This window comes from Chitinophaga sp. (assembly GCF_019236475.1).
GTDB lineage: Bacteria > Bacteroidota > Bacteroidia > Chitinophagales > Chitinophagaceae > Chitinophaga.
In genome coordinates, this window is the sequence record NZ_JAFAIX010000014.1 from 147,726 (window position 1) to 173,757 (window position 26,032).

General features: G+C 39.4%; 17 protein-coding genes. 5 read left to right on the top strand and 12 right to left on the bottom strand.

The window, feature by feature from the left end:
- Positions 1 to 23 precede the first annotated feature (23 nt).
- The 3 genes from JO154_RS25845 to JO154_RS25855 all read left to right on the top strand — a co-directional run bounded on the left by JO154_RS25845 (position 24) and on the right by JO154_RS25855 (position 3,779).
- A complete protein-coding gene (locus tag JO154_RS25845) occupies positions 24 to 1,397 on the top strand; it encodes a RagB/SusD family nutrient uptake outer membrane protein (protein ID WP_291951961.1) in 1,374 nt (457 codons plus the stop codon).
- A 217-nt stretch (positions 1,398 to 1,614) separates the two neighbouring features.
- Positions 1,615 to 3,183 carry an ATP-binding cassette domain-containing protein gene (locus tag JO154_RS25850; RefSeq protein WP_291951963.1) on the top strand — a complete coding sequence of 523 codons (1,569 nt, stop codon included), beginning with the start codon at positions 1,615 to 1,617 and terminating at the stop codon, positions 3,181 to 3,183.
- Between the two features lie 5 nt (positions 3,184 to 3,188).
- The gene (locus JO154_RS25855) at positions 3,189 to 3,779 is read left to right on the top strand and encodes a TetR/AcrR family transcriptional regulator (RefSeq protein ID WP_291951965.1); all 591 of its coding nucleotides are present in this window, start codon (positions 3,189 to 3,191) and stop codon (positions 3,777 to 3,779) included.
- A 135-nt stretch (positions 3,780 to 3,914) separates the two neighbouring features.
- Here the strand turns inward: JO154_RS25855 and JO154_RS25860 are convergent, their stop codons facing one another.
- A complete protein-coding gene (locus tag JO154_RS25860; RefSeq protein ID WP_291951967.1) occupies positions 3,915 to 5,879 on the bottom strand; it encodes a KUP/HAK/KT family potassium transporter in 1,965 nt (654 codons plus the stop codon).
- A 454-nt stretch (positions 5,880 to 6,333) separates the two neighbouring features.
- Between JO154_RS25860 and JO154_RS25865 the strand changes: the two genes are divergently transcribed.
- Both JO154_RS25865 and JO154_RS25870 read left to right on the top strand, forming a co-directional pair.
- Positions 6,334 to 6,609 (top strand): RNA-binding protein, encoded by a 276-nt coding sequence (locus JO154_RS25865; RefSeq protein WP_291951970.1) that lies wholly within the window; start codon positions 6,334 to 6,336, stop codon positions 6,607 to 6,609.
- Positions 6,610 to 6,820: 211 nt separating this feature from the next.
- A complete protein-coding gene (locus JO154_RS25870) occupies positions 6,821 to 7,276 on the top strand; it encodes a cold-shock protein (RefSeq protein WP_291951971.1) in 456 nt (151 codons plus the stop codon).
- Positions 7,277 to 7,526: 250 nt separating this feature from the next.
- Here JO154_RS25870 and JO154_RS25875 read toward each other — a convergent pair whose 3' ends face one another.
- From JO154_RS25875 to JO154_RS25925, 11 genes are all read right to left on the bottom strand, one after another.
- Positions 7,527 to 8,393: an NmrA family NAD(P)-binding protein gene (locus tag JO154_RS25875; RefSeq protein ID WP_291951974.1), complete on the bottom strand. Its 867-nt coding sequence runs from the start codon at positions 8,391 to 8,393 to the stop codon at positions 7,527 to 7,529.
- Positions 8,394 to 8,465: 72 nt separating this feature from the next.
- Positions 8,466 to 9,269 carry a helix-turn-helix domain-containing protein gene (locus tag JO154_RS25880; RefSeq protein WP_291951976.1) on the bottom strand — a complete coding sequence of 268 codons (804 nt, stop codon included), beginning with the start codon at positions 9,267 to 9,269 and terminating at the stop codon, positions 8,466 to 8,468.
- A gap of 767 nt (positions 9,270 to 10,036) precedes the next feature.
- Complete coding sequence (locus JO154_RS25885) at positions 10,037 to 10,408, bottom strand: hypothetical protein (protein WP_291951978.1); 372 nt, start codon at positions 10,406 to 10,408, stop codon at positions 10,037 to 10,039.
- A gap of 6 nt (positions 10,409 to 10,414) precedes the next feature.
- Positions 10,415 to 14,833, bottom strand: coding sequence for a DUF6443 domain-containing protein (locus JO154_RS25890; RefSeq protein WP_291951980.1), 4,419 nt, complete (start codon positions 14,831 to 14,833; stop codon positions 10,415 to 10,417).
- Positions 14,834 to 14,854: 21 nt separating this feature from the next.
- Positions 14,855 to 18,640, bottom strand: a complete 3,786-nt coding sequence (locus JO154_RS25895; protein WP_291951982.1) for a DUF5977 domain-containing protein — start codon at positions 18,638 to 18,640, stop codon at positions 14,855 to 14,857.
- A 916-nt stretch (positions 18,641 to 19,556) separates the two neighbouring features.
- On the bottom strand, positions 19,557 to 19,919 hold the full coding sequence (locus JO154_RS25900) for a hypothetical protein (RefSeq protein WP_291951984.1): 363 nt from the start codon (positions 19,917 to 19,919) through the stop codon (positions 19,557 to 19,559).
- Positions 19,920 to 20,309 carry a hypothetical protein gene (locus JO154_RS25905; protein ID WP_291951986.1) on the bottom strand — a complete coding sequence of 130 codons (390 nt, stop codon included), beginning with the start codon at positions 20,307 to 20,309 and terminating at the stop codon, positions 19,920 to 19,922.
- A 9-nt stretch (positions 20,310 to 20,318) separates the two neighbouring features.
- Complete coding sequence (locus JO154_RS25910; protein ID WP_291951988.1) at positions 20,319 to 21,689, bottom strand: hypothetical protein; 1,371 nt, start codon at positions 21,687 to 21,689, stop codon at positions 20,319 to 20,321.
- Positions 21,690 to 21,939: 250 nt separating this feature from the next.
- The gene (locus JO154_RS25915) at positions 21,940 to 22,776 is read right to left on the bottom strand and encodes a hypothetical protein (RefSeq protein ID WP_291951990.1); all 837 of its coding nucleotides are present in this window, start codon (positions 22,774 to 22,776) and stop codon (positions 21,940 to 21,942) included.
- Positions 22,777 to 23,343: 567 nt separating this feature from the next.
- Entirely contained in the window at positions 23,344 to 24,405 is a 1,062-nt protein-coding gene (locus JO154_RS25920; protein ID WP_291951992.1) for a hypothetical protein, read from the bottom strand.
- Between the two features lie 422 nt (positions 24,406 to 24,827).
- A complete protein-coding gene (locus JO154_RS25925) occupies positions 24,828 to 25,898 on the bottom strand; it encodes a hypothetical protein (RefSeq protein WP_291951995.1) in 1,071 nt (356 codons plus the stop codon).
- Positions 25,899 to 26,032 lie beyond the last annotated feature (134 nt).

The following is a 26,032-nucleotide window of genomic DNA, read 5'->3' on the forward strand; positions in this document are numbered from 1 at the left end:
ATGAATCACAAAAAGTTTAAGCAATGAAACCAATAACTAAATATATCAGTTATATCCTGTTACCTGCCATGCTGGCTTTTACATGTGCATGCAATAAAAAGCTGGATGTGAAGCCAGGGCAACAGATTTCGCCAGAACAGATCCAGACGGAAGATGATGTCAAAGCCATACTATTGAGTGGCTATAACTCCCTCCAGGACCCAAGTGCATTTGGAGAACGGTATATATTCCTCTCTGACCTGCTGGCAGATGCCGGCTTTATTACCTACCAGGGTACTTTCCTCAATTATACGCAGGTAAATAATCGGCAGATGCAGAAGAGTGGAAGTATTCCGAGCGATGTATGGGGCAGAGGGTATGTCACCATCAATACGGCAAATATTGTATTGGCCAACCTGGATAAAGTAAGTGATGCCAATAAGGCAACCCTTGCTGCTGAAGCTAAATTCCTCCGGGCGATCACTTATTATGAATTGGCGGGTTTTTATGGCTTGCCCTATTCCGCTGGTAATGTAGACCAAAACTTGGCAGTGCCGCTGGTAACCACCGCCATAATAAGCCCTGCCAACCTGCCCGCCAGCAAGCAACCAAGGGCAACTGTTGCGGCCATCTATACCCAGATCATTGCTGATTTACAGGAAGCTGCTACTAATTTACCAGATAGCTATTCGGAGAAGAAAAATAAAAGCAGGGGTACAAAATATTCCGCATATGCTTTCCTATCAAGGGTTTACATGGCACAACATAATTATGTGGAAGCGGCAAAAGCGGCCGACAAGGTAATTCAATCAGGTAATTACGCCCTGGTGGCCTCCTTCGATGCAGAATTCAATAACACCGCTCTTTCCGCAGAAGATATATTTGCGATTGTTCAAACCAGCCAAAGCAACGCCGGTACTTCCAATAATGGGCTGGTTACCTTTTATGCCCTAGATCAACGAAATGATGTTACCATCAGCCCTAACCAGATTGCACAATATGACGCAGGAGATCAACGTGGAAAATTCTATAATTACTCCAGCGATAGCTCCAGTATCACCACTAGCAAATGGAGAGACTTATATGGTACCATCCCTGTAGTACGCTTGGCTGAAATGTACCTGACCCGTGCAGAAGCCAATTTGCGTGCAGGTACTGCTGTTGGTGATGATCCGCTCAACGACGTAAACTTGGTAAGAAACCGTTCTAAAGCTACGCCCCTCGCTGCGGTAACTCCGGATGATGTCGTACAGGAAAGAAGACTGGAACTCGCTTTTGAAGGCGACAACTTCTGGATCGTAAAACGGCTGCAACTAAATGTCGGCAATCTCAAATACAATGACAATATGTTGGTTTTCCCCATCCCACAGCGGGAAATAGATGTAAACTCCTCACTGGTCCAGAACCCTGGCTATTAGAATGTACTGACCAGTTAGATATTTGATACTCCCCGAATAGAAAAAGCCTGTAAGCTAAGCTTATAGGCTTTTTCTATTGTAAATTACCAACCACCAAGAAAATATCCTATCTTAACATTTTTGTCTAACAAAAAAGAATATTTAATGCATATTTGCCTCCGAAAGGAAGTATTCATAATTAAAATCAGATAATCCCGTGGGCCTAATTATAAAATCATTGAATTATGTTCACCCAGATAATGTGGAGCTATTCCATGACTTGAACTTTATTCTAATTGATGGAGAAAAAGCAGCATTGGTAGGCATAAATGGCGCCGGTAAGTCAACATTATTGCGCATCGTTTCAGGCAAACTAGCCTTATCATCAGGAGAAATCACCCATTCAGAGATCCCTTGGTATGTACCACAACACTTGGGCGAATTTGATACCTGGACGGTTGCCAAGGCGCTTGGAGCCGATAAGAAGCTAGATGCGCTGCATGCCATTTTAGGAGGGGATACGGATGCACAGCACTTTGCACAATTGAATGATGATTGGGATATCGAAAATAAAGTTAGAAAAGTGCTTGAAAAATGGGGACTTGGAAAAATAAATGAAAATCAGTTATTAGGTACCCTCAGCGGCGGTCAGAAGACAAAAGTTTTTCTTTCCGCTATGGATTTAAATAGCCCCAATCTTATTTTATTCGACGAGCCATCCAATCATCTGGACATCAAAACCAGGAAGAAACTGTATTCCTTGATCCTTCAAAGCAAATCCACCATGCTGATAGTGAGTCATGACCGAACATTATTGAATCTCATGAACAAAACACTCGAATTGAATGAAAAGGGAATTGAAGTATTCGGTGGAAATTTCGAGTTTTATCAGCAGAAAAAAATGGAGCAAGTAAATGCATTGCGTGCTCGGTTGAATGAGCAAACCAAAGCATTGAAAGCCTCCGAGAAAAAAGCCACAGATATGGCTGACCACAGAGCCCAACAGGAATCCAAAGGTAGATCGGCAGGGTTGAGCAATTCCATTCCACGTATTATTGCGGGTGGTTTAAAAAACAAAGCAGAACGCAGTACAGCGAGAATGATACATGCACATGAAGAGAAGATAGCTACGCTACTCCACAATATGGAAGAGACCAAAGCCCAAATACAAGCATATGAAATGCTTAAACTCGATATCAAGACCCCGGAACAAATCCATGGAAAGTTGCTGATCGATTTTGTAGATGTCAACTTTAAATATAGTGATCGATTCTTATGGAATAATCTTAGCTTTCAGGTTAAATCCGGTGAGCGAGTACAGATCGAAGGCGAGAATGGAAGCGGGAAGACCACATTACTAAAAATCATTACACGGGAGCTAAAACCAATTGAAGGCTGCTATAACAGTTCCCCATTCTCTTATTTCTATCTTGATCAGAACTACTCGTTGATAGATCCGAAACGAAGTGTTTATGAACAAATAGAAGCCTACAATAAACGTGGGTTAGAGGAACAGGAATTAAAAGAATTATTAGTTCATGCTCAGTTTGACCCAGCAAATTTTGATAATAAATGTGCTGGATTAAGTGGTGGAGAGAGAATGAAATTATCATTGAGCTGTTTGTTGGTAAGCAATCAGGCGCCGGATTTACTGATCCTGGATGAACCGACAAATAACCTTGATATTCAGAGTCTGAAAGTGCTGACATTGGCAGTAAAAAATTTCGGAGGTACCCTATTAGTAATTTCGCATGATGAATATTTTATCAACGAAATTGGAATTGACTATAGCATAAGATTAACTTAAAAAATATGCCACTAAAAAATACAGGCACAGAGCAACATATAAAAGATACTGCCAAACGACTGCTTTTCGCGGAAGGAAAGCTCCATGCTACGACCCAGGAAATAGCAGATGCCGCAGGCGTTAACAGAACTGCACTACACTATTATTTCCGATCAAGAGATCTGTTAATTGCTGCCATATTTCAAGATGCGATGCAGGATTTGAGCCAACGCCTCAACGAATGCATGATATCAGACGAATCCTTTAAAGCCAAGACAGAAAAAATTATTTCAGTTTTCCTAAAGCATATGATTGCTTTCCCCTATCAAGAAACCTTTTTGGTGACTGAGATGAACACTTTGGGCAAGAACCTAATCACTAACATTCAATCTGATCCCGTAAAGTCCTATCTAAAAGAAGCTGCCGTCGAAATGGAGAAAGGAACCATTGAAAAAATGAATCCTATTCATTTTCTCATGAACTTATTTTCCCTTTTGTCCTATCCATTGATCATGGCGCCACTTTACAAGAAGTTGTTCCGGGTATCTGGGAAAGATTTCAAGGAGTTGATAGAAGAGCGTGAAAGACTTATTATCAGTTTGTTATTTAAACAATAATTAAACTAAAGATTTCTACAATACAAAAAAGGTTGTAAATCTGTTGATCTACAACCTTTCACTATTGCCCCCTGGTGGAAAATTATCAAACCAGTTATTATTGATTTTGAAACAATTATTTAAATACGTATTCTTTTATTTCGCATACAATCTTTGCAGTTGGGAACGTCCGCCTTTACTGTATACTAATGGGTATTTCTCGTATATCACATTGCTTTCATCCAGGCCGTAGTTAACTGCTGCTTTTACGCCAATAATCTTCAGATTGTAATAGGATTTGATAATCAGGTTTTGCCAGAAGGAAAGCTCATTATCGTATGACAGGAAAGAATGCGCTACTATGAAACGGTAATCGCCCATATCATTTGGATCATACTTCTTTTCTTCCGACACCTCATAACTGAGTTCACCGGAACGAAGCAATTCAGTAGCAATATTTCGGAAAAACAGGTCTACACGTGGTTCTATACGGAACCCTATATACAGCGTAATATAATACACGTCATTCTTTGCCAATGTACGCACCTCGTAATTCATCGTATAGGGTTCATCCGTGACCTCTACATGCACGAACCAATATACATCTGCTTTCTTTGCCGGTGTACGGAATACGGAATCAAGTGAATGCTGCTCCACAAACCCTGGACGGTTTACTCCAGTAAGATAGATCAGGTTAGTAGCATAGGTACGGATAGCCTGGTTGTTGCCCAGATCAGAGAGCTGCTTTATTACAGGTGGCGTAAGCGCAGTTACAGCAATGAGCTTTCCCTGCAGTTGCTTGCCTTTATGCCATACTAGCATGATAGTGGTGAGTATAGCACCGACTATCAACATGATCCAACCACCCTGCTGTAATTTTTCCAGGTTAGCGATCAGGAAGGATATTTCTACTGTAAGGAACAAGGCAGCGATGAGGGATATCTCCCACCAGGGCCGGCGTCGGCTACGCATATACAATGTGATCAGCACAGTAGTGGTGAGCATTGTAAGCGTAACAGACAATCCAAAAGCAGCCTCCATGTTACGTGATTCTTTAAAATGCAACACGCTGAAGATACAGGCTACCATTAATGCCCAGTTAAAAAATGGGATATATAGCTGTCCCTTAATATGGCTGGGGAATATTACCCGGTTACGTGGCCATAGCCCCAAGCGTATTGCTTCATTCCCCAAGGTAAAGCAGCCACTAATCAAGGCCTGACTGGCAATAATAGTCGCCAGCGATGCCAACACCACCGAAGGAATATAAATACTTTCCGGTACAATATTATAGAAAGGGCTTATTTCATTCGCCACACCTGTTTGCAGCAACCAGGCTGTTTGTCCGGCATAGTTCAATATCAGCATTATTTTAATATAGACCCAACAAGCGCGGATATTATTTCTTCCTACATGCCCCATATCGCTGTACAGTGCTTCCGCACCTGTAGTACAAAGGAAAATACCACCCAGCAACCAGAACCCACGGGGATAGTTTACCAGCAAGTTAATAGCGTAATAAGGGTTGAGCGCTTTCAATACGGTAATATCCTTGCTTAACGCCATCATTCCTATCACACCGATAAACGTAAACCATATCACCATTACCGGCCCAAATAACTTACCGATCTGCTGTGTGCCAAATTGCTGGATAATGAATAAAACAATGAGAATCCCTATTACTATGGGTACGGTGTTCAGTCCTGGGTCGAATTTCTGGAGCCCTTCAATGGCTGATGCCACTGAAATGGGTGGTGTAATAATACCATCAGCAATGAGGAAGGAGCCACCGATCACCGCCAGTACAATGGCCCATTTACCAAAGTACCTTCTAATGAGGGCGTAGAGTGAAAAGATGCCGCCTTCACCTTTATTATCAGCCTGCAGGGTGATGAAAATATATTTAAAGGTGGTTTGCAGCGTAAGCGTCCAGATCACACAACTTAATACTCCCAATGCTTTTAGGGCAGTTACCTTTTCACCCGGATGGAACAGGGCATTATAGGTGTATAAAGGAGAAGTACCAATATCGCCAAATACAACACCAATGGCAATCAGCATTCCAGCGAGCTTTACCTGCTGATGAAATGCTTTTACGTCTGTCGTTAACTGATCTGTCATACGTTTCTTGGGGATTATTAGATATTAATATCTCCAAATATAATAAACTGAGGAGATTGCAGTATAACATAGGGTAAATATTTCTCTGAAATGCTTGCCTGTTTTGACATTTCGGCATACTAAATGAGTTATCCGCATTTGAACATCCATGACTATATTACAATTCATGACATTTTTTATAAACCCTCATTTTATATGACTGTATGGAAAGCTTAATCTTCGCCAACATTCTTTATGCCGGTGGAACATATAAACATATATTTTCACTTATAAAACAACCTTGACCTTTAAATCAAGAATAATCCTGCATTATCCAACTTTAAACCCTACCTTTAGCCAAATTACATCAGGCTTCTGCCTCTGCTTCTGCTGATTTAGTCTGGATAACCTCTTTTCTTCCTCAGTCTTCGCTTTTCCAGCTGCCCATATTTCATCATTCAAAAAGCTAAATCTTATGAACATTTATGTTGGCAATTTAAGTAGCCAAACAACTGAGCAACAATTATCAGACTTATTTATTCCGTTTGGTATTGTTCGTAGTGTTAAAGTGATTCTTGACAATTATACTGGTCGCTCCAAAGGTTTTGCTTTTGTAGAGATGCCGGATGATGCTCATGGTGAGCGTGCCATCAGAAATTTAAACGATACTGTCGTTGATAGGCAGACAATCGTAGTAAATGAAGCACGTCCAAGAACAGAACGCGATCGCTTCTCCAGGCCCAGGTATTAAACCATTAGTTATCTTTTTCTTTACCCTATGACTTTATATTGATAGTGTATACTATAAGGATTCTTATAGTGTGCCGAATATTTATTAATTCAATTCGTTATTTGGGTCAGCATGAAATATGAAAGCAATGGTGGATCTGCCATTATGAAATTGAATGATCAGAGAATAGAATTATTGCGCAATCTTGCGATTTAACGAAAACCAGATAATAATGAGCGAATCTTTTTCCAAGAAAGAAAATAGGAGCAAGAAAGCAAAAGCGAAAGAAGATAAGGCTCAGCGGACGAAAGAGCGGAAATTGAACAATAATAAAGGCAAGAGTCTGGAGGACATGCTGGCATACGTAGATGAAAATGGAAACCTGAGTGCTGTTCCTCCTAAAGATGGGAAGAAGGCTGAAATAGATTCCAAAGATATCCGGATTGGCGCTGCGCCACGGCCTCCTGAAGATACAACGAGAACAGGGATGGTTACATTCTTTAACCAGTCAAAAGGATTTGGATTTATATCTGATGATATGTCCAGGGAAAATGTATTCTTCCATATCAATGATTTGTCCGAACCAGTGAAGGAAAGAGACAAAGTTACCTTTATAAAGGAAAAAAATGCTAAGGGCTTCTTTGCTACTTTGGTAAAGAAGGTTAATCTTAGGACAAGAAATTCTTGATAATGGAACAGTGAGTAGTAGTTGTATTACAATAATTTAATAAAGAAGCCAGTCCTAACTACTATTTCTACTTATGAATGTAGAAATAGTAGTTAGGACTGGCTTCTCTACTTATGTTTTAGGCAATGACCGTTTGTTTCTTTGGGACATGTACCAATGTTATTACTTTAAGAACCGATAATAATCTGATAACATAAAATACAGGGTCAATCTCAAACCAGCGCTGTCCGAAATTAATGGAAGAATACTGTTATTTAAAGTATGTTGCATATTCCGCTGCAAAATCCTCTAGGGTCCGTGCCGGATAGCCAAGTATTGTATTTACACAATTTGTAACAATTTCAGTTTCTCCATTACGCTGAGCACTGTCATAAGCCAGAAAAGTTTCGATTAATGCCGCCGGCATGTTCTTTTCTTCCATATGCTGTTTTGCCTGTGCGATTGAAATAGGACAGTAAGTTACCTTTTCATTGATCGCATTGCTGATGGCTGTCGCAACATCAAAATAACTTACTGCCTTATCACTGGTAAGTAGATATATTTTGTCAAAGTGAGTTTCAGGTGCGGTCAGACATGCAAAAGCTACATCCGCAATATCTCTCCTATCCACATGTGCTCTCTTTCCATCACCGGTAGCTTCATAAAACTTCCGTTCCTTACGTACAGTATTGGCTATTTCACCTAACCAATTCTGCATAATTCCATTGGGACGCAGCATCGTATAATGAATACCTGATGTTATCAAATAATGCTCTACCTGCCCGTGAATACGTGGAATATAAAGTATGGAACTGGGGTCAGCTGCTCCTGAGGAAAGCTTCACGATATGTTTAATTGCCATTTCCTTTGCTACGTCAATCACATTTATTTGATCTTCCACAGCAGTAGGGCTGTTTCCAGATAATAAAAAAACAGCCTTACTGTTTTCCATTGTAGCATACAAACTTTCCTTCTGGGAGATATCTGCCTGTACCCAGTGTATAAAAGGAAGACCAGTAGCGGTTTTGCGGTCTCTGGTTACTGCGATTGTTTCAATTTGAGCTTTAGATAACAACTGAATCAGCAATGAACCAATATTGCCAGATGCACCGAAAACGGTAATTTTATTGTTTTCCATTTTGAAAAATTTTGAATTATGACACAAAATTATCTTAACGGAAAAAATAGAAATTGAACAAACCCGACATTTTTAAGACAGCCATTCAGGAAAATTTAATACCTGTTCGTTTGCCTGTTGCGAAAACAGTTTCGGTGTAGTGCCGGTAAACATTTTAAAATCACGAATAAAATGTGCCTGATCCGCATAAGAATGCTGATGGGCTATTTCAGTAAAAGAGGTGAATTTCTTACTACGAACAGAATCCAGTGCTGCCTGAAAACGGCAAATGCTAAAATATAACTTGGGAGGTACACCTATATTCGCCTTAAACATCCTTTGTAGAGAACGTTCTGTAATGTTCAGTTCCGACTGAATTCTATGCAAGCCATCGTCGTTGTTAATATTCAAATTTGTTACTGCATATGAAGCTTGTAGATTTTCACAATGCTTATTTTTTACAATCAACCGGGAGATGAAATCGGAGATAATAGTAATTCTTTTGTTTAAACGTTTCTCCACCAGTAATTGTGATGCTAAGTCATTTTTAACAATATCATTTAAATGAACATAACTATCTGTTAATTCATCAGCATCAATTCCGAAAATTGATTTTATAGCATTGGGCTGAAAACATACCACAAGGTTACAATATTCACCGGTGACTGTTTTTTGCGAGTTAGATCTTGTTAGGCCATGCAGATAAAGTTGTGGTAACTTTTCGTTATTAATATCTGTAAAACTGTTAGTGGTTTCCTGGAATATAAGTCCGGGGTTAGCATCTGCAATTATCTTAAAGGTTTTTGTTTGATTGCAGGAACCGTCACTTTCCAGCAAGCCAAAATACCGTATGTATGGCTGCAACTTCGTAACAGGTTGTACTTGTTTATACTTCATTCTTCAGGCATTTGGCGTAATAAACTGCTATACCAATAAAAGTTTTTGGGGTTATTCCATTGTTTTATCAAAAGTACAGCTATCCAAAATTAGATGGATGTTTTATCAGAAAAAATTTCTCTGTTTATGAATTGGGTACCAACTTTTTAGTACCTCGAAACTGGGAATATGCAATGTTTTAATATTTCTAAGGATTTGGAAGTACTTAAAAAGGAAAAGGTCGGAGAAATCTCCGACCTTTCCACTTTAGTGCCCTTTAGTGGAAGATTATCGAACCAATTCATGTTGATTATGAAGATTTTATCTAACGGAGCATGACCCAAAATCAGTTCTTAACTATTTTTTGATAAAAAATTGAGAATTAAATTATTAATCTGTATCGAAGGACGTTTTTACAATGTAATGGGATTGCTGGTGAGGAGAGTGGTGGTGGAGCTGGAGCGGTTTGCCTGAATGCCTTCCGCGATTTTTACGCAAATGCCGAGTCATAAATAACTGGTACAGGATTTAGTGATTTAAAAAAGAGATCGCATGAGGGAAAACCCTCTTGCGATCTCTTTTTTAAATCTTTGCCAGATGCATATCAGAGCTAGGGAAAAAGGCCCGCTTTACCTAAACAACCCAGTCATGTGCCCCAATTGCAATAGGCACTTAGGTACTACTCCTGTTAGTTTATCTGTTCTAATTCAAATTTAGGCAAGTATTATTCCGTAAGCACAACTATTACGAATTGCCATTTTCTCCGTTAAAAAGCCAGGCAAATTCAATTATGCTGCTCTTTGTTTCCAACCTTTGATCCATCCCCAATTAAGTATTATAAACAATATTAATAATATTATACAGTATCGCTGAATAACTATTTCTATAGAAAAATGTCCAATGGCTAACCCCAATCTTGTTCTTGAAATTATTGGCGTAAATGCCGCTTGGCTAAATGAGCCCAGAACCAAAACACTTAAAGTAGAAATTCTATTAATTAGGCGACTGAAGGGCATTGAAATCAAGGCAATTAATATAACGGTGAGTCCAATATAATGCTCGTAAGAGAAAATAATATTAGTTGTTAATACTACATAAATACTGTAGCTCATCAAACAAGTAATAAATAACAAAGGTAAATAAGAAAGTAAATTTTTCATTGAATGTTACAAATTTAAGGACATAGAGAATGATCCACCAACCTTTTTCTGATGTTGGCGGGTAACTTGGATTAAACCATAATTTGCAATTACGTTTTTCTTTGTAACAAATGTACCATCTACTGACAATTTTACTCCCACTGAATGTTGTACGACATTCGAGTTTGAAATATTCGCGTTATGGAACAACTGGGCACTTCCGTCTGCTTTTAAAGCACTCACACTTGTACTAAGTTTAGGTCCAAATGATTCTGTAGATTGGGAACCATTCGCAGTCATAGTTGTTTTTTGAGAAAGTTCCACTGGAACATTTCCCAAAACACCACTAACTGCATGTTTAACCTCTAACTTACTAACTGACGAATTAGTCACACGTATACTAAATGGAGATTCTCCAGTTACAAAGAGATTTTCAAATGAGCCAATCTTTAAAGATACTCTTGATTCAGCTATGGTGACTGTAGCACTACCTTCGTAAGGCCCGGCTTTGACAGAGACTTTCTCTTCATCTGTTGTATATGCAGTCGCGTCGACCTTAAATACATCTGTCACATAATCGAGTAATCTTCCTCCTGCCTGAAAATACTGTTTAAATCCATATGCAAGGTATGCCCAAGGATGTCCACCGTCCATTGGAGACATTCCATCTGGATCAATAAACCGAATTGGATTGTCTAACGCATAGTTATAAGGAGAGAATCTACGCATACTATCTGTGAGAGGATCTATGGAATGCCATCTCCCTACCTGTACGTCATACGCCCTCGCGCCATAATCATACCACTCTATCCCTGAGCCATCTCCAAACTCTTTACTCTCCAACTCTTTTCCATTATACTTCATCTTATTCTCCGGATAGCAGGTCCCCACCAAAGCATTAGAAGATATCCCTGCCATCGTCATCCCAAACGGGTAATAATGTGTTTCCTCCAGCAGAGGACCACTACTATGAGACACCACCAGATTGTCAAAGAACACGTCCTGTCCACTCTCATTACTGGTGTAAATATAAATAAAACCTGTTTTTCCTATCACCATTCGGTCAGTAGCCAACGTTTGTAGCTCATCGGGTATTCCCTGTACCTGCTTTACACCGCTGTTTTCGTTTACCATTTTGAACTGGTCGTCGAACAATACATAATTAAGATAGGCCCGTGGCTTATCAGACAGGTTCTGGCCAGGATCTTTTTGTTTCAACTGATCATACGCACTGTTATTAAATGTTACTGCCATTGGGGAACCTGGCCCCGTAGCACCATGCATACCATCTGAAACGCCATCTCCTCCGAAGACCTGGAGCAGGGCCGCCAGCATACCGGGAGTATTGGTGGCAGGGCTATTTGCCGCCGTACTCTTATAAAAAGCCTTGCTGCCTAATTGCAAAGTATCGCCTGCCATTACACGCAAAACCAGCGATGGGCCAATTTTCTGCCCGTTGATTGCATTTAATCTGGCTACATTATCATTAGGTGAGGTAGTCGGATCTGAAGGATAACCAACAGGTTTAGGTGTACGGGTATTATCGATATTACTGAATAAAGCTACTTCCTTTGCTGCATTAGTTGTTTCCATGGAAGCAGCATAGATATGCTGATCTGTTTGTTCGGTAAGTACCATCCTCACATTTCCCAGATGATCTTTTACAAAATAATCATAACTCCAGTTGGCTGGTTGTCCGGTTCGGAATGTAACACGGATACGTCCTTCTTCATGACCTGCAAATTGTAAAGTGTCATTCTGATATACCATCCCAGCTATGTAGTCTGTGGTGGTTATTTTAGCCGAGCTACCGGTGTTGTCCGTTACGACCTTTCTCAGTTTATTGCCACCAGCATCATACTGGTATTTTATGCCACCTTTTCCGGTAATCCCAATACTGTCGGGAAGATTCAGGTGATTGTAGGTAATAGCAGCAATATTTTTATTCAGGTCATATATGAGATTCCCATTAGCATCATAGTCATAGTCATCTCCCGTATTGACTCCATTAATAAAGTCTCCCAGTTTGGCACCTACAGTATTGCAGGTATCGGATACTGCACCAAGCTTGTTGGAATAAGCATTTCCACTTTTACCATAGGAGTAGATAAGCTTGTCAATAGGTCTGGCGGCAGTGCCCACCATTCCCATTTGGTTCATCGTTTGAATGTTACCGTTAGCATCGTAACTCAAATTGCTTACTGAAAAATCCTGCTGGGTCTGAGTCCAGTCGGAACTGCCGCTGTTTTGCTGGGTAAAATTGGCGGCAAGCAACCGGTTCACCTTATCATAGTTATAGCCGTATGCACGGGAAACGCCATCACTCTTACTCTTCCATGTACTGCCTGCAATGTTGCCGTTATACTGAAGGGCAGTAAATCCTGAGTCATAGGCCAGTGTTTGTCCAAACCAGTTGGTGGAGCTATTAGGCGTACTTGCGTATACTTGATTGATTCCGGTGAGCCACCCCCGGATATTGTAGTCATAGGTTAGCGTTTCCAACTGACTGGTTGGTGTAATGCCTAAACGCTTTGTTTTCAGTTGCCCCAACTCGTCGTAGGCATTAACAGCAATCGTCTTATCCTGGGATGCATCGGCATCATTGAGCCGCTTTTTAACACTGATGAGCCTTCCTGCGGCATCATAATGCAGCATTGTTAGCATCGTGGTTTGGGGAGAAAGGTTGGAGCGGAGATTTTTATGTCGCAGGTAAGTGCTGAGCACTTTCCCGTTAAAATCATACAAACTGGTAACAACATCCAGCCCCCCATTTACATTATCTGTCAGCGCCTGGATCAGGCGGCCCATATCGTTGTAGTAGTTCGTGGTCGTTAACCATTGGTTGGTACCCAACACCCTTACTTTGGTGCCGGTTACCAGTCCTTTTACCATATTGCTGCCAGTGGCTGGCAAAGCCTCTGCATTAGGACTACCATCTGCCTGTGGTTTTGTGATATCAGTACTAGCATACGACTGCACTCCATTGAAAGTATACCCATCGTAATAAGTATAAGTCAGTGGCGTGAGTGAATCGACAGGAATATTAGTTAGTGTATTAGTAGCTGCAATGGTACTGTTACCAGTGGTTGCCGATGAATTAATCTCTATCGTAGTTTCTGTACCTGTAGCGGAATCAAATCCATCCAACAGTGTAATACTGCCAGTTGCCTGATACAACGGTTTTCCGTCATAGTTATCCAGCAACAGGTCGGCCGGCGCGGGAAAATTGTAGGTAATATTTTGGCTGCTGGTCCCGGTGATACCATTCATCGAAGTCTGCAATGATTCCCTGGTAGCAGTAGCATTTTTATATAATGCCGTCATTACCGGCCGGTTAAGTTCATCGTAAAATGTGGCCAGCCACGTTCTTCCCTTCATATTCCCATCCCGGGTAAATGCCAGCCTGTCCCGTACGTCATACACCATTTCCGTGGAATCGGCGCCAGGCACCTTTTTTACAATCATCCGGTTACGGCCATCGTAGCGGTACATAAAACACAACTCTCCGGCTATGTCGGTATTAATAACCCAATTGTTGGAAAGAGCTGCCTCCACTGCTCGGGGAGGAATTACGAAACGAAGATTTCCTAATTCATCATAGGCATAGTAAGTACAGAGCCACCCCATATGCGCGGTGCCGGGCGTAGGAGACAACTGCACTTTTTTAAGTACTACCCGGTTTTCTTTGTCTTTATATTCTACTACCTGGTTTCCAATCTCGTCGATGGTAACATGCTTGTAAAGCTGGCCAGCATCATAGACACGCCCGGAAGCATTGGTGGGAATTACCTGCCCGGCAGTAAAATCCCAAAATCTCACAGAATCTGCGACATTGTTCAACAGATACTGCACTTCTATCGGCCGGTTACCTCCCCTTTCCATACCAGCAGGATCATTCTTTGCCCAACTGGCACCAGGAGCATAGGTTTTCAGCACCCGATTCAAAGGAGAAGCATCATAGTCTATCCGGCTATAATGCACTTTCTCTCCAGGTGTCTGTATCTGGTAAAAACTGTTTTGGTCATTAAACGGGTCTGCTTTAAACTTACCATCAGCTGTTCCTTGCGCCACGTAAGGCAGGTATTTAAACTGCTCCCTCCCGAAAGCATCATATATCAGCGGCGTAACCAGGTCCTTTCCTGCCGGACTTATTGATTTAGCGACTGTTTGCAGCTGTCTGCCCAAACCATCAAAATATTGGGTAGTTTGTCTGACCTGATCGACAGTACGTGCTGCGGCAGCCACAAATGCAGTATCCGAAGTGGCTGTGGAGGGCTCCCAGGTACGGACATAGTTAATAGAAGTGTTGCTATAAGCGCCCGGCATATAAATGGGAGTAGCCGTTTGCCGAACAGTAGATACCGGTGTTTGCGCTTGCACACTTGCCACAGGTACTATTAGGATTAACAACAAATGCTGCCAGATAGTAAAAAGGTTATTGCGCATATTGATTCAAATTAAATTGGATTACCGAACGGTATATCCGTAGCCATTTTGTAAGGTGAATGTATAGTTAGTGGCAGGGGCACCTGGCGCCTGTGACTGCCGGTCAGACAATAGGAAAGCAGCCTTCAGGACGGTACTTGATCCGGAACAGACATAATTTTCAGTAGTGATCACTGTTGTATTATCCGGAGTGGTCACTTTCGTGCTTTTTATTGTCACAACAATGCTGTTGGGAAGTGATAACGGAACCGTACACGCCCCATCGCTGTAAAATCGCACTACCACATCACCGATGGTAGAAGTTGGTGACTGTACAATATTTTCAAACTTTAGCTTGGCATACACAGGTTGAAGACACCTGGCAGTTTGATTGACGAATGTCTGCCCATTCAAATTTATGCCATTTAATGCCTGTTGATCGGCGTCTGCCTGGCTAATAGCCGAGGTATAGGTCCCCCCCGGCACCTCATATACTATCTTACTCCCAACGGAATCCGCTGTACAGGTACTTCTGGTAAACCATTGACTCTTTCTTTCATTTTTAAAGAAGATGCAGGAACCATATTTATTCGCATAGGCTTGGCCGTTAGCCTTGATATCATTCTGTGCCTTCTGATCTGCATCTGCCTGGCTGATATTAGAATAATAGGTTCTTTCCGGCACCACGTATTCCACTGCGGTACCACCACCTATAGTACAGTCATTACGGGTGAATGTCTGGCGAGTATTGGTATTGAACCACACTGGGGTGCTGGGAGCCTGATACTGATAATCGTACTGACGCACGATATTGCTGTTATTATCTCTCACCGCTTTCAGCCGGCCATAGTAATCGTAGTCATAGTAGGTCGTTTTCCCCATAGGATCAGTGGCACTTCCCATTCCTACCAATGGACGATAAGTGTAAGTCGATACCATAGCTGTACTTAAGCCGGTTCGTAGTTTTCCAAGTTCCGCCTGAACAGCTGCATCTGAGAAGTTGGCAGCATTGTCCAGTATTGATTGATCAACGTACTGCTTTGCGGTGTTATAGTCGCTACCCATGATTTTTGCGACCGGGTATTTATTGTTATACCCCCAGAAATATACTTCCTTCACATCATCGGTTTTTGACTGCTGCAGTATATTCCCTTTCACGTCATAGGTATCAAAACTGATACTCTCCTTGTAAATATTATCCTTTGTTACTACACCTCCTTGGACACCTGATTCAGTAAAGGAAAGTGCCGGTGATGTTAAATCTGTTCTGAATACTTTATCAAGTAAAGGAGCATCCGGTTTGTAAGAGAAAAACAGGGAAGATATCAATCGCTTATTTGTCATATCTGCATTCGCCCGATAAGTACTTTTTTCAATAACCGGAGTAACAGCTCCCACTCGCTGTAATTGCTTCACCCCAGCAGAAACAGCATCTGTAGCGGAAATACCAGTAAAATTGAGTGGATATTTGTAGCTGGTAAAAATGACTTCTCCTTTGCTGTTTGTCACTTTTTCCGTAGCAGGCAAATTAGCATACGTATAGCTATACTCAGAAACGATATCACTGCTTTCGCCAGTCAACATATCATAAACTGTAGTAGTTTTCTTTCTGAGCAGGATTTCTCCACTGGTAATGGTATATGGTAAATAGTTAAACACAGATTGGAGTCCCGACTCATACAGGTCATAGGTAGGAGTTGGTGAACTTTGAACATCTACTTTATAAGCCAACCCAAATGCCGCTACTTTCAGCCCCGTAAACTCATCCACCAAAGGAGCTGGACTAGGCATAGTATATTCGTAAGTTTCCTTTTGTTTGATAGTGTTTCCTGTAATCGGCTTGACTTCATAAACACTTTTTTCCTGTAAATACGGTTTATTCCAATAATTATATGTTTGCAAACAATAGTTACCCGTTGGAGAAAAAGTACCATTAAGCGGGTAGAGATTCAAGCCACTGGCTGTACTTGATACCGCATATTTATACTCCGTTGCCCCGACACCGTTTTCCACCCTTACATTGGTATACCAGCCATTATGTTCCTGCGTCAAGGCTTCTGCCACCTCTTCATTATAAGGGGCAGAAAAAGTGGTTCTGTTCAGGCCATATACACGTGGGTTAGAGCATGACAGAATTCCCAGTGCCACCTTCCGGGTTATGCTGTAACTGGGATCAGTTGGATCAAAGCTTCGTTGTCCGTGATTATAAATGTATCTCGTTGTCATTGTAGTACCACTCACTTTATCATCACTGATAATAGCTCCAATCCTGAACCCGCCGCCACTTCTGGAATAAAGAGTACCGTTTACCAACACTTCATAATTGTTATTTTCAAACACGAATTGCTGAGTGCCACCGGTAGGATATGTTATCCGCTTTAACATACCGGCATCAAGCGCCGGAAGTCGTTTGTCTGTTCCATCGATGTAGGATGTTTTAAGATAATCCGCAGTACACCGCATATACTGGAGTTCTGGATTGTTGCTTGTCTGTTCATAAGGATCAATACCGACCTGGTGATATTTAAACTGACCACGATAGTTACAATAACTTTCCCCCCCGCCCGGATTGGTTAATCCATATCCGAAGCAGTCATAATTGGGAAAGAGGACATCTTTTGAAGTATAGTCAAACCCATACTTTTCAACCACCACATTATCCGCTCCAGCTACCTGAAGAGAATCCAGGAAATAAGCAGCATTTGTTGAACTATAAAAGAAAGTAACCTTTTTTAACAGGACTCCCTTTCTGTTCGCGATAGTAATGGTATTTACAGAACCATTAATATTTCGGGAAAGTGTTACCACCTCATTCGGGCTTATAATACCCGTGAGCAACTGTGTATAATAATATTTAATAGTGGCTGGCTGCCCTTCTCCTTTATTGTTATTGTCTGAAGAAGTAATACAATCGCCGCAAGAACTTCTATCCCCTTCTATAAAAGTCCTGCTATAACCAGGCATTCCCTGACTGGCCTCCGTAAAAGGCTGATATTGGAAAGTAATGGAATCATTGAAAGGTGTATTAACTTTTCCCAGCAACCATGCAGTATTAAACTTCCGGTAAGTACCATTGATATAAACCTGATGGCTCTCTGTATTGCCACCGGACACTCCAAACTGATATTGGATACCGCTACCATCGGTGGTATTGAATTCGGCAATACCAATATCTCCTGTGGCGTAACTAATCTTCTGCAATGCGGCGTTATCAAGAACTGTTACAGTTTTATTTTGCCGGTTAGAAATGATGAAATTCCCACTGTTACCGGGCATCCCAATGGTAAACAAATCATACTGACCATCCAGGTAATCGTTCTGAGAAGCCGCAACAGCAGGTATGTCGCTACCTGGTACCATTACCATGTACCGGGCCAGATACCTGTCACGGTCATACTTAGACGTAAAACTGCTGAGATAACTGCCAATCGCTTTGTCACTTGCAATGTTATTCATATCGGGCATATCAAAGGCTTCATCCAGCCGGCCGTGTACCGTTCGCGATACACGAAATCCTGGCTCCAGGCCCCAGCCTAGCCCCACATCACCGCTTGTTTGTCCGAATTTTATACCGGATGCATGATAGGCAATGCCAATCGGTATCTTAACGCTACCCAGTTCAATCGTGTAAAAATTAATACCGATCTGTGGCAATCCGTTATACAATGAAACCGGGTAATTAATAAATTTCTCAAACTCTCTGGAACGCGGAGAGGGAGGAATGACAGTATTTAATTGATTGGATTGTCCGAAAGCAAGATCTCTCCCAAAACAAATTGCCATAATAATTGCCACTCTTTTTAGCCAGAGGGACATGCAAGTTTTCATGCTATTGTTATTTTTTTGAATACAACTAATTAAATTTTTATGGGCTCCTGTCCGGAATCACTTGTGCTATACACCGATAAAACACGCGACCGGCCGGGTTTTCGGGCAGGGGTAACGTTCCATGACGGCATTATATATTCTTAGGAAATTGAAGTGTATAAGGCTAACAACAAGCATTTACTAATACACCATGACTGGTTGTGGCAATTCGGGAAATATCAAACATCAATAGTCTGGTAACAAGCTGGCAACAGTAAGTCATCAGTGCGCAGCATAGTACAATACAGATATCATTCATAAGTATAGCGTTAATCAGGGACAACATATCCACTCAATAATTATTACCTACAAAATAGGTGGGTAACAACTGTCAGCAAAATAATCATTAATTTAATTATTCTTAAATCAAGAAGAAAAAATAACATTGAAGCAATCCCCGTTATTTCATTCAGAAATAAACATCATTTTTATTTTCCTCAACTTCAGATTCATCCAAAAAGCAAATTATATGATGTGTCAATATTGCGTTGTTCGCTATGTTTCAAAAGATCGAAAAATAAATTAGGTTTCCACGATCCCCAAATGTAATTATGCAAAGAAAGCTGCACTCAATAGTGCGTGTCATTCGAGTGTCGCAGATAGTGGGAAGAAGCGAGAAATAGCGGGACTTTTTGAGACTCACCGAAAATAAAATAGGTTGTCTCTACTAAGTAAAGACAACCTATTAACGTGCCCCTTAGTGGAGGGTTATCGAACCAATTTATGTTGATTGTCAGTAAATTAAGTAAAACATACAATGAATTGCGCTAATGTTCATTAGGGACTGTGTTCTCCCTTAATACCAAAAGTAAGGCCCATTCTTAGAACGGGCTTTACTTTTGACTGAGAACTGATTAGCTATTTGGTTACCTATCAATTAATCACTTGTAGTCCAAGCGTGATCAAGACCATCCCAACCAAAATGCTTTTCTTTATATTGTTCCATAGCAGCTTTGAACTGAGCTATAATTAATACTGCATCGCTATTAGTTGGTAAAGTATCTTCATCAAGCAGATCTAAGAACTCCAACGTTGGATCATCATTAAGAATGGCTTTAACTTTCGTCAAAATCCTATTAGTCATCTTGACTTTAATTTCATTCAAAGCACCGTCTTGCTTCTTCTTTGAGAGTTCTTTAATTTCATTGAAAACTGATTCAAGGATTGGAAAAAGCATATCAAATTGCTCAGCTTGTGCCTTTGTTGGCTTACTACTGGTAATGAGTTTTTTCTTTGCCATTTATTTCTCTTTTATTATTTTGGGTGTGACAGTTCTAATATCTGATAGCTCCCCATCAACAAGCCAATACCAATGGCCAGGATATTTACTTTCTTTTTTTATGTTATCAGCTCTTAGCTTCTCCAAACAATTTAAGTACTGAGTTAACATCATAGCCACATCGCTATTTGTAGGCAAATCATTCTCGTCAAACAATTCAAAACTATTGAATGGTTTGTATTTATCACCTAATAGTCCATTTGCTTCTGAAATAATTTGATTTACAAATTTGAGTTTGAATTTATTCAATGCGTCATTCTGAGATTTCTTTGATAATGCACTTATTTCTGTATGTAAACCTTCTAATTGTGCTTGTAGTTTTTCAAAAGTATCTACGTCTTTCTTTGTCATGTTTTCTATTTAAGATGGGCAACTCCTTGTGAATTCGATATATTTTCTCTTTATTACCTCCAACGGGTGTCTTTGTCTACTTTCATAAACTTCACACATCAGTTCAAGATCAGAATCATCTAGGACAATTATACACCTCCTTTGACCAGACCATAAGTCTATTGTATTTTGGAAAATATTTCTTGGCACTTTCTTACGAGTGAAGATTATTCCAAAGCGCCCAAAATGCTCTGATAAGTATCTATTTAATTGATTGATATGTTCTCTTTCAATTTCCTTTACATTTTTTAGTTCTATTACAAGTTGCCTTGAATCATAGGTGTCGTAGATATCCTTTAAAAAGTCAAAAGAGCGGTTGTTATAAAATATTAAATCTCTGATCTGTGTTCCTGAATCGGTTCTACTTTGTTCTTTTGCAAAGTCCAAATGAGGATATAACAAAGAGGCCATTATTTGAACCATATTATCTTCATATTCCTTATCAGCATTATTAGTTTTCCCTGTAGGCAGCTTTAGTATTGATGCAAATTTTCGTTTCGCTGACAATACTGGGATTTGAGAAAACAAGGGGTCATTTGCTAGGTTTTCACTACTACGTTCTTTTGAAGAAATATATGTTTGTACTAAATCGTAGTTATTTCGATTGAAATTCAGAATTTGAACTCTATTTAGTTTACCATCAAATGTCTTTTCAACGTCTTTAATATAATAATTTTCAAAGTAATCATCATAATTAATCCAAGGTACATACCTTAACCATCTTTTAGGTGTTAGAATTATTGGTTGCTGATTATCTGGATTTATAGGAAGAAACGTTTCTTCTATTTTAATTTTTTGAGTCTTATAATCATAAATTGGTATTGTACATTTTTCTATTGGTATTTGTAATTTCTGGCATTGATCTATTGTAAAGTCAATTAGGAAAGATTTTATTAATGAACATGTAATGTCACTTATTCTATCCTTAGAAATATTGTCAATAAACAACTGAATCTCTTCAAAATGTTGAAACCCTTGATTATTCACCTGGGGAACGAGTTTAAATAATGAGAGAATCTCATTTGCTGTTTTTTCTCCTACTTTTTTCCCCTGTCTTGTTTTTGAATTTCCTAAACCAACCTCATTACATTCCGTCAATTCGATTAAAATCTTTCTGGCTTCAACTTCTTTGCCTTTTACAAATAAATGTCCCAATTGGTTAAAAGAATTGACAAGAGAAGCGTGCAGCGCATTGTCTTGCTGGGAGCTAATCTTCCACAATAAAAAAGGATCTACATATAACGGAATATCTTCATCTAAAAACGGTATTGCAAACTCGACATCCCCTTGACGAAAGGGTAAATTATGATAGTCATTAAGTCGTGGGCGGATCAATGCCATGGTATATGATTCTGGGGTGCATGTATAGTTCTCAAATATACACAATTAGGTAATATTTAAAATTTAAGTAGAATAGATTTTTATATATTATATATGTGTAATATTAATTGATATAAGCATTATAAAGTAGAATATGAGACAGAACTATTAAGTAGTATCAATAAATAACAAGTGTATTTTTGATTTTACATTGTCCTAGTGTTTTATTTTATTACTCTCAAAATTGTTTTGAAAACAAGAGAAATTTCGGTTAAAAGGGTGAGGAATTTAGTTTGGCGTTAACATCATTACAGAGTTCGAAGGTTTTATCAATGACATCAGCGACGATAGTTGCATTAATGTCCAATAAATCCCCATCTTTTGTCTTGCCATTGCGATGTACAAGATGATGTCGTATAGCTATGCATTTCATAACTTCTCCGATAGGCGGAAAGTCGATTCCAAAAGTGTCGTGAAACATCCCGCGGACAACTGGCAAGTTGTGATAAATGACGTCTAACATTTCTTGTTTAGCAATTTCTTTTAATTTCCCCATCGCATCGAATACTTCCGCGAATGCAAATTTTCTCTCTTTAAAGGCCGGTGTTGTTTCAATGTATTTTTTTAGCAATGTGTCGGATTCCATTACTCTTGAAATAAAAGTGCTGCTAAGAAAAGCCTCAGTCACTCCAATCGCGGCAATATAAACCTGGCGCCTTAAAATGGAGTTTAATTGCTCGTTTCCTGTTTCGACTGCGTTCAATTTTCGTAAATTTTCAAATTCTGTTTCATAGAAATGAGAATCATGTCCCCCACCGTGAATAGCATCATATTGTTCATCGTAGTAACTCATTTCATCTTCATAGAAATAGGGATCGACAAACACGGAATTATTTTCTAACCCGATAATTTTATTCCTTACTTCTTCGGGCATCTCCTCGTTAAAATGGAAATAAAATCCGTAGACTAACCCATCTTCGCTTTCATCCACGCCTTGAGATTCGATATACTCCTCAAATTCTTCTAAGGTTAAGCCGAGTTTTTGTGCTATCCTTTCGTCTATTTTTTGCTGTTGCAGCTCAATCATGTAATCTTTAATTCTACTCATAGTATTAGGCTTTTATTCGCTGTTGTCATTAAGGTCATATTGATTCTTTTGCTTTCAATTTGAATTAAATCTTTTACTTTTACCCAAACGGCGAAAACTTCTTTAACGCAATAGATACGTTGAATCCAAAAGAAAAATTATCTTTCCAGAAATCCATATTACCGTCCTCAAAAAGATTACCAAACCAAACTACAGGTTCTATCCATATAGGTGCATCCTCTTTAATTTCTACGGGAATATAAACACCAAACCTCCCCCCTATATTATCTCCGTTAGGATCGTTGCCGCCATTACCCCGAAATTTCCAATTTTCAACGCTACAGTTTTGGGGAGGAGGTCAAAACAAAGATTTTAAACTCATCACAAATAGAACTAGCTAACAACTCTTATACAAGAATGAGTTGTTGGCTAGAAAAATAAAAACCTAAAGGAGCAAATTGCATCTTTAGGTTTTTTTATGTACGCTGAATAAGTTAACAATGAAACGAAGGAATACTGTTCTTTACTCAATTAATATTCCGATACTCCACAAGAGACATCCCACCTAACTCCATTAAATGTGGCGATTTAACGCCTACTGTTATTGTTCTGTACACTAGGGAATCCAATATGATTTCGTTTTTTACGCGCACATCTCCTTTTAAGCCAAGGAATTAACCATTTCCAAATTCCTATTAACCCGCCAAAAGGTCCAAGAATAAATGCCCAGTTGTTTTTACCAAACTCAACAGTTTTCTCTATTATGTTTAAATCTCTGACTGAGATATAGTTATTCTTCAAGCCGAGGTATAAAGTTGTTGTCCCAACTCCTCCTTGAAGAGTTAGTTTCATTCTTACATCGACCCCAAGTGAGTCACCTGGTTTAATTGATTTCATATAGTATTCCCAATCAGTTGTGGAGCCAGCAAGTAATTCGCGTTTTTCCTCACCTAAACTATTTCTGAAAAAGAAGCTACTATCATAGGTATTTGCCAAATGGATTTCCAATTCAGGTGTTAAGGAGATCTGATCAATAATGTTTGCTCCAACCTCCCCATTAATTATCAGATTACGTAATGATTTCCCGGCAATCACAAAACCTTTAAACTGCTCATTCAGTGATACTCTTTCAGGGAATTTGCATATTATCAAGGTATCAATAGCAGCAAGAATGCTATCCTCTATTGACTTCTTATAATAGTTTAATTGTGTTTGAGTAATTAAGCTAGTATAGTACTTCTCATTACTCAATTTTCTAGTAACCCACCAGGAAAGGCGGTTTTCCTTCGGAAAACCTGCTGGAGAAGAATCGGATTTTATGAAGTTTGAATTAAAATTATTCCCTTTTGATAAAATGATACGTTTATCTACAACAATAAAACAAGGTCGATGATTTAAATCCATGGTATCAAATACCGGAAAATCATTCTTCCTACTTAATACTTCTACCTGAAATTTACTTTCGACTGCATGGTTTTTCAGCAAAGCCAGGTTAATAATAATGACTGGCAAGCTTAAAACAAGGCTATAACCAACAAAATACCAAAGAGGTCTTGTAATAGATGTCCTTTTCAGTTGAATAGCCCGTACTAAAAAGCATATTACAAGGCTCTCAAGGAGGGAAAGAATGATAACTACTGTAAGGTTCATCGTGGGGATTTTTATAAAGTTATATGGACGTTGGGGCCATGAAATTGATTTCTCCCGCTTTCCTGGTCTTGGCGTGTTTGCCTTTCAACTTCATTTGTATCTTTAAGTTTAGCCACTTCCACAATCACCTCCCGTCCTTCAATGGTTACTTGCCAGTCAGGAGTTAATTCGCTAAAATTCGGCTCAAAAACAAGATGCTGGCAGAAAGTATCCAAAAAAAACCAAAATCAATTTCTGCCATAATACCGGTAAAGCTATCAAAATCAAATCGCCGTGTTTTCATTTTGGATAAGATTTTGGTACTATGCTTCGCTTCCAAGGCTGCAATCTGTTCAAAGAACTCTGGTCTTTTTTGAGATATCTATCAAATTGGTCAATCTTTTCCATTGGCTATAATTTGATTATGATATACGAACACCACTTTATGTTAATTGAGATCTCTTATAGAGGTCTAAAAAATTCACGACTTCCCGTAATTTAAAGTCTCCATAATCTTTATACTCGTTAAATGTTTGCTCACCTTTGGATGCGGCAATGTAATGCAAAAGATAAAATAGGGGAGATTGGTCTATTACAGCCGTGTTTGATCTACGATCACTTCTTTCTTTAAAGAGCAATTTTACAAATTGCTTTAATTGTTGTTCATTTTCATTCAAAATCTCCGTTAGATTTTGAATAGTATGAATTTCAAGGAACCTCAGTCTGGCAAGTATTTCTTTATAATCCTTTCCTTCAACAAAACCTATTACTCCGCATTCCTTAACCATCATCTCACGAATCTCCTCAAAAATCCTATCCTCTTTCAAAAATTCAAATAGAGAAATGGAATTTATCAGGATAGGCTGTACTGAGGAATTTTTCATATCACTTGTGATACTTCCTTGGTATTTGAATTTTGCCTCAACTAAGCGATCAAATTCTTTGTCTGCAGATTCTAATCCTGCCGCTAAACGATGGAAGCCTCTTTTTAATTCGTATGGTAATTCTTCATCTGCTTTATAACCAAGGTCGTGTTCAATTTCAGCCCAGGCGTGCTGTAGTATAGATCGAACTTGAATTTCGGCCTTCAATCCTGTGAATCTAGCATAGATCCCTGCAGAAGACCATGTATCTAGCAAACTTGTGACTATATGTAAGGATTTGTAGCCAAATGAATCAGCATCCTTATTTCGTTTATCAACTGAATTATCCTTGTCAACTGCAAAGGTCTGTTTAATTATTTCATATACTTTCTCAACATCACTTTCAAGATATGTTATTACACGTACTCCACACAGATCCGTGACCTCTTCCAACAAATTGTATTTACTCTTTTTGTCAATTTTTTTTAATAGACTATCAAGCCCCTTTGCTCTGTAGGAAATACCGTGAATTTTAATACTTTTCTTTTCAAGTTCATCTTGAATCGTATCGACAATAGTTTTGCCGAAGGCACTGTATAAAGGATGGATAACACCAGAGTACTGGTTTCTCAATTCTTTGAGATCTATCATATCAATTACATATTCTTAGAATATAGCATTCTCAAGAGAAATCATTGGAAAAATTTAGCATCTAGGAACGCTATTATGAATTGCTTAAAATAGGCTACCTAATGTAAATTATGAATAATCCCCCAAATGGCTAT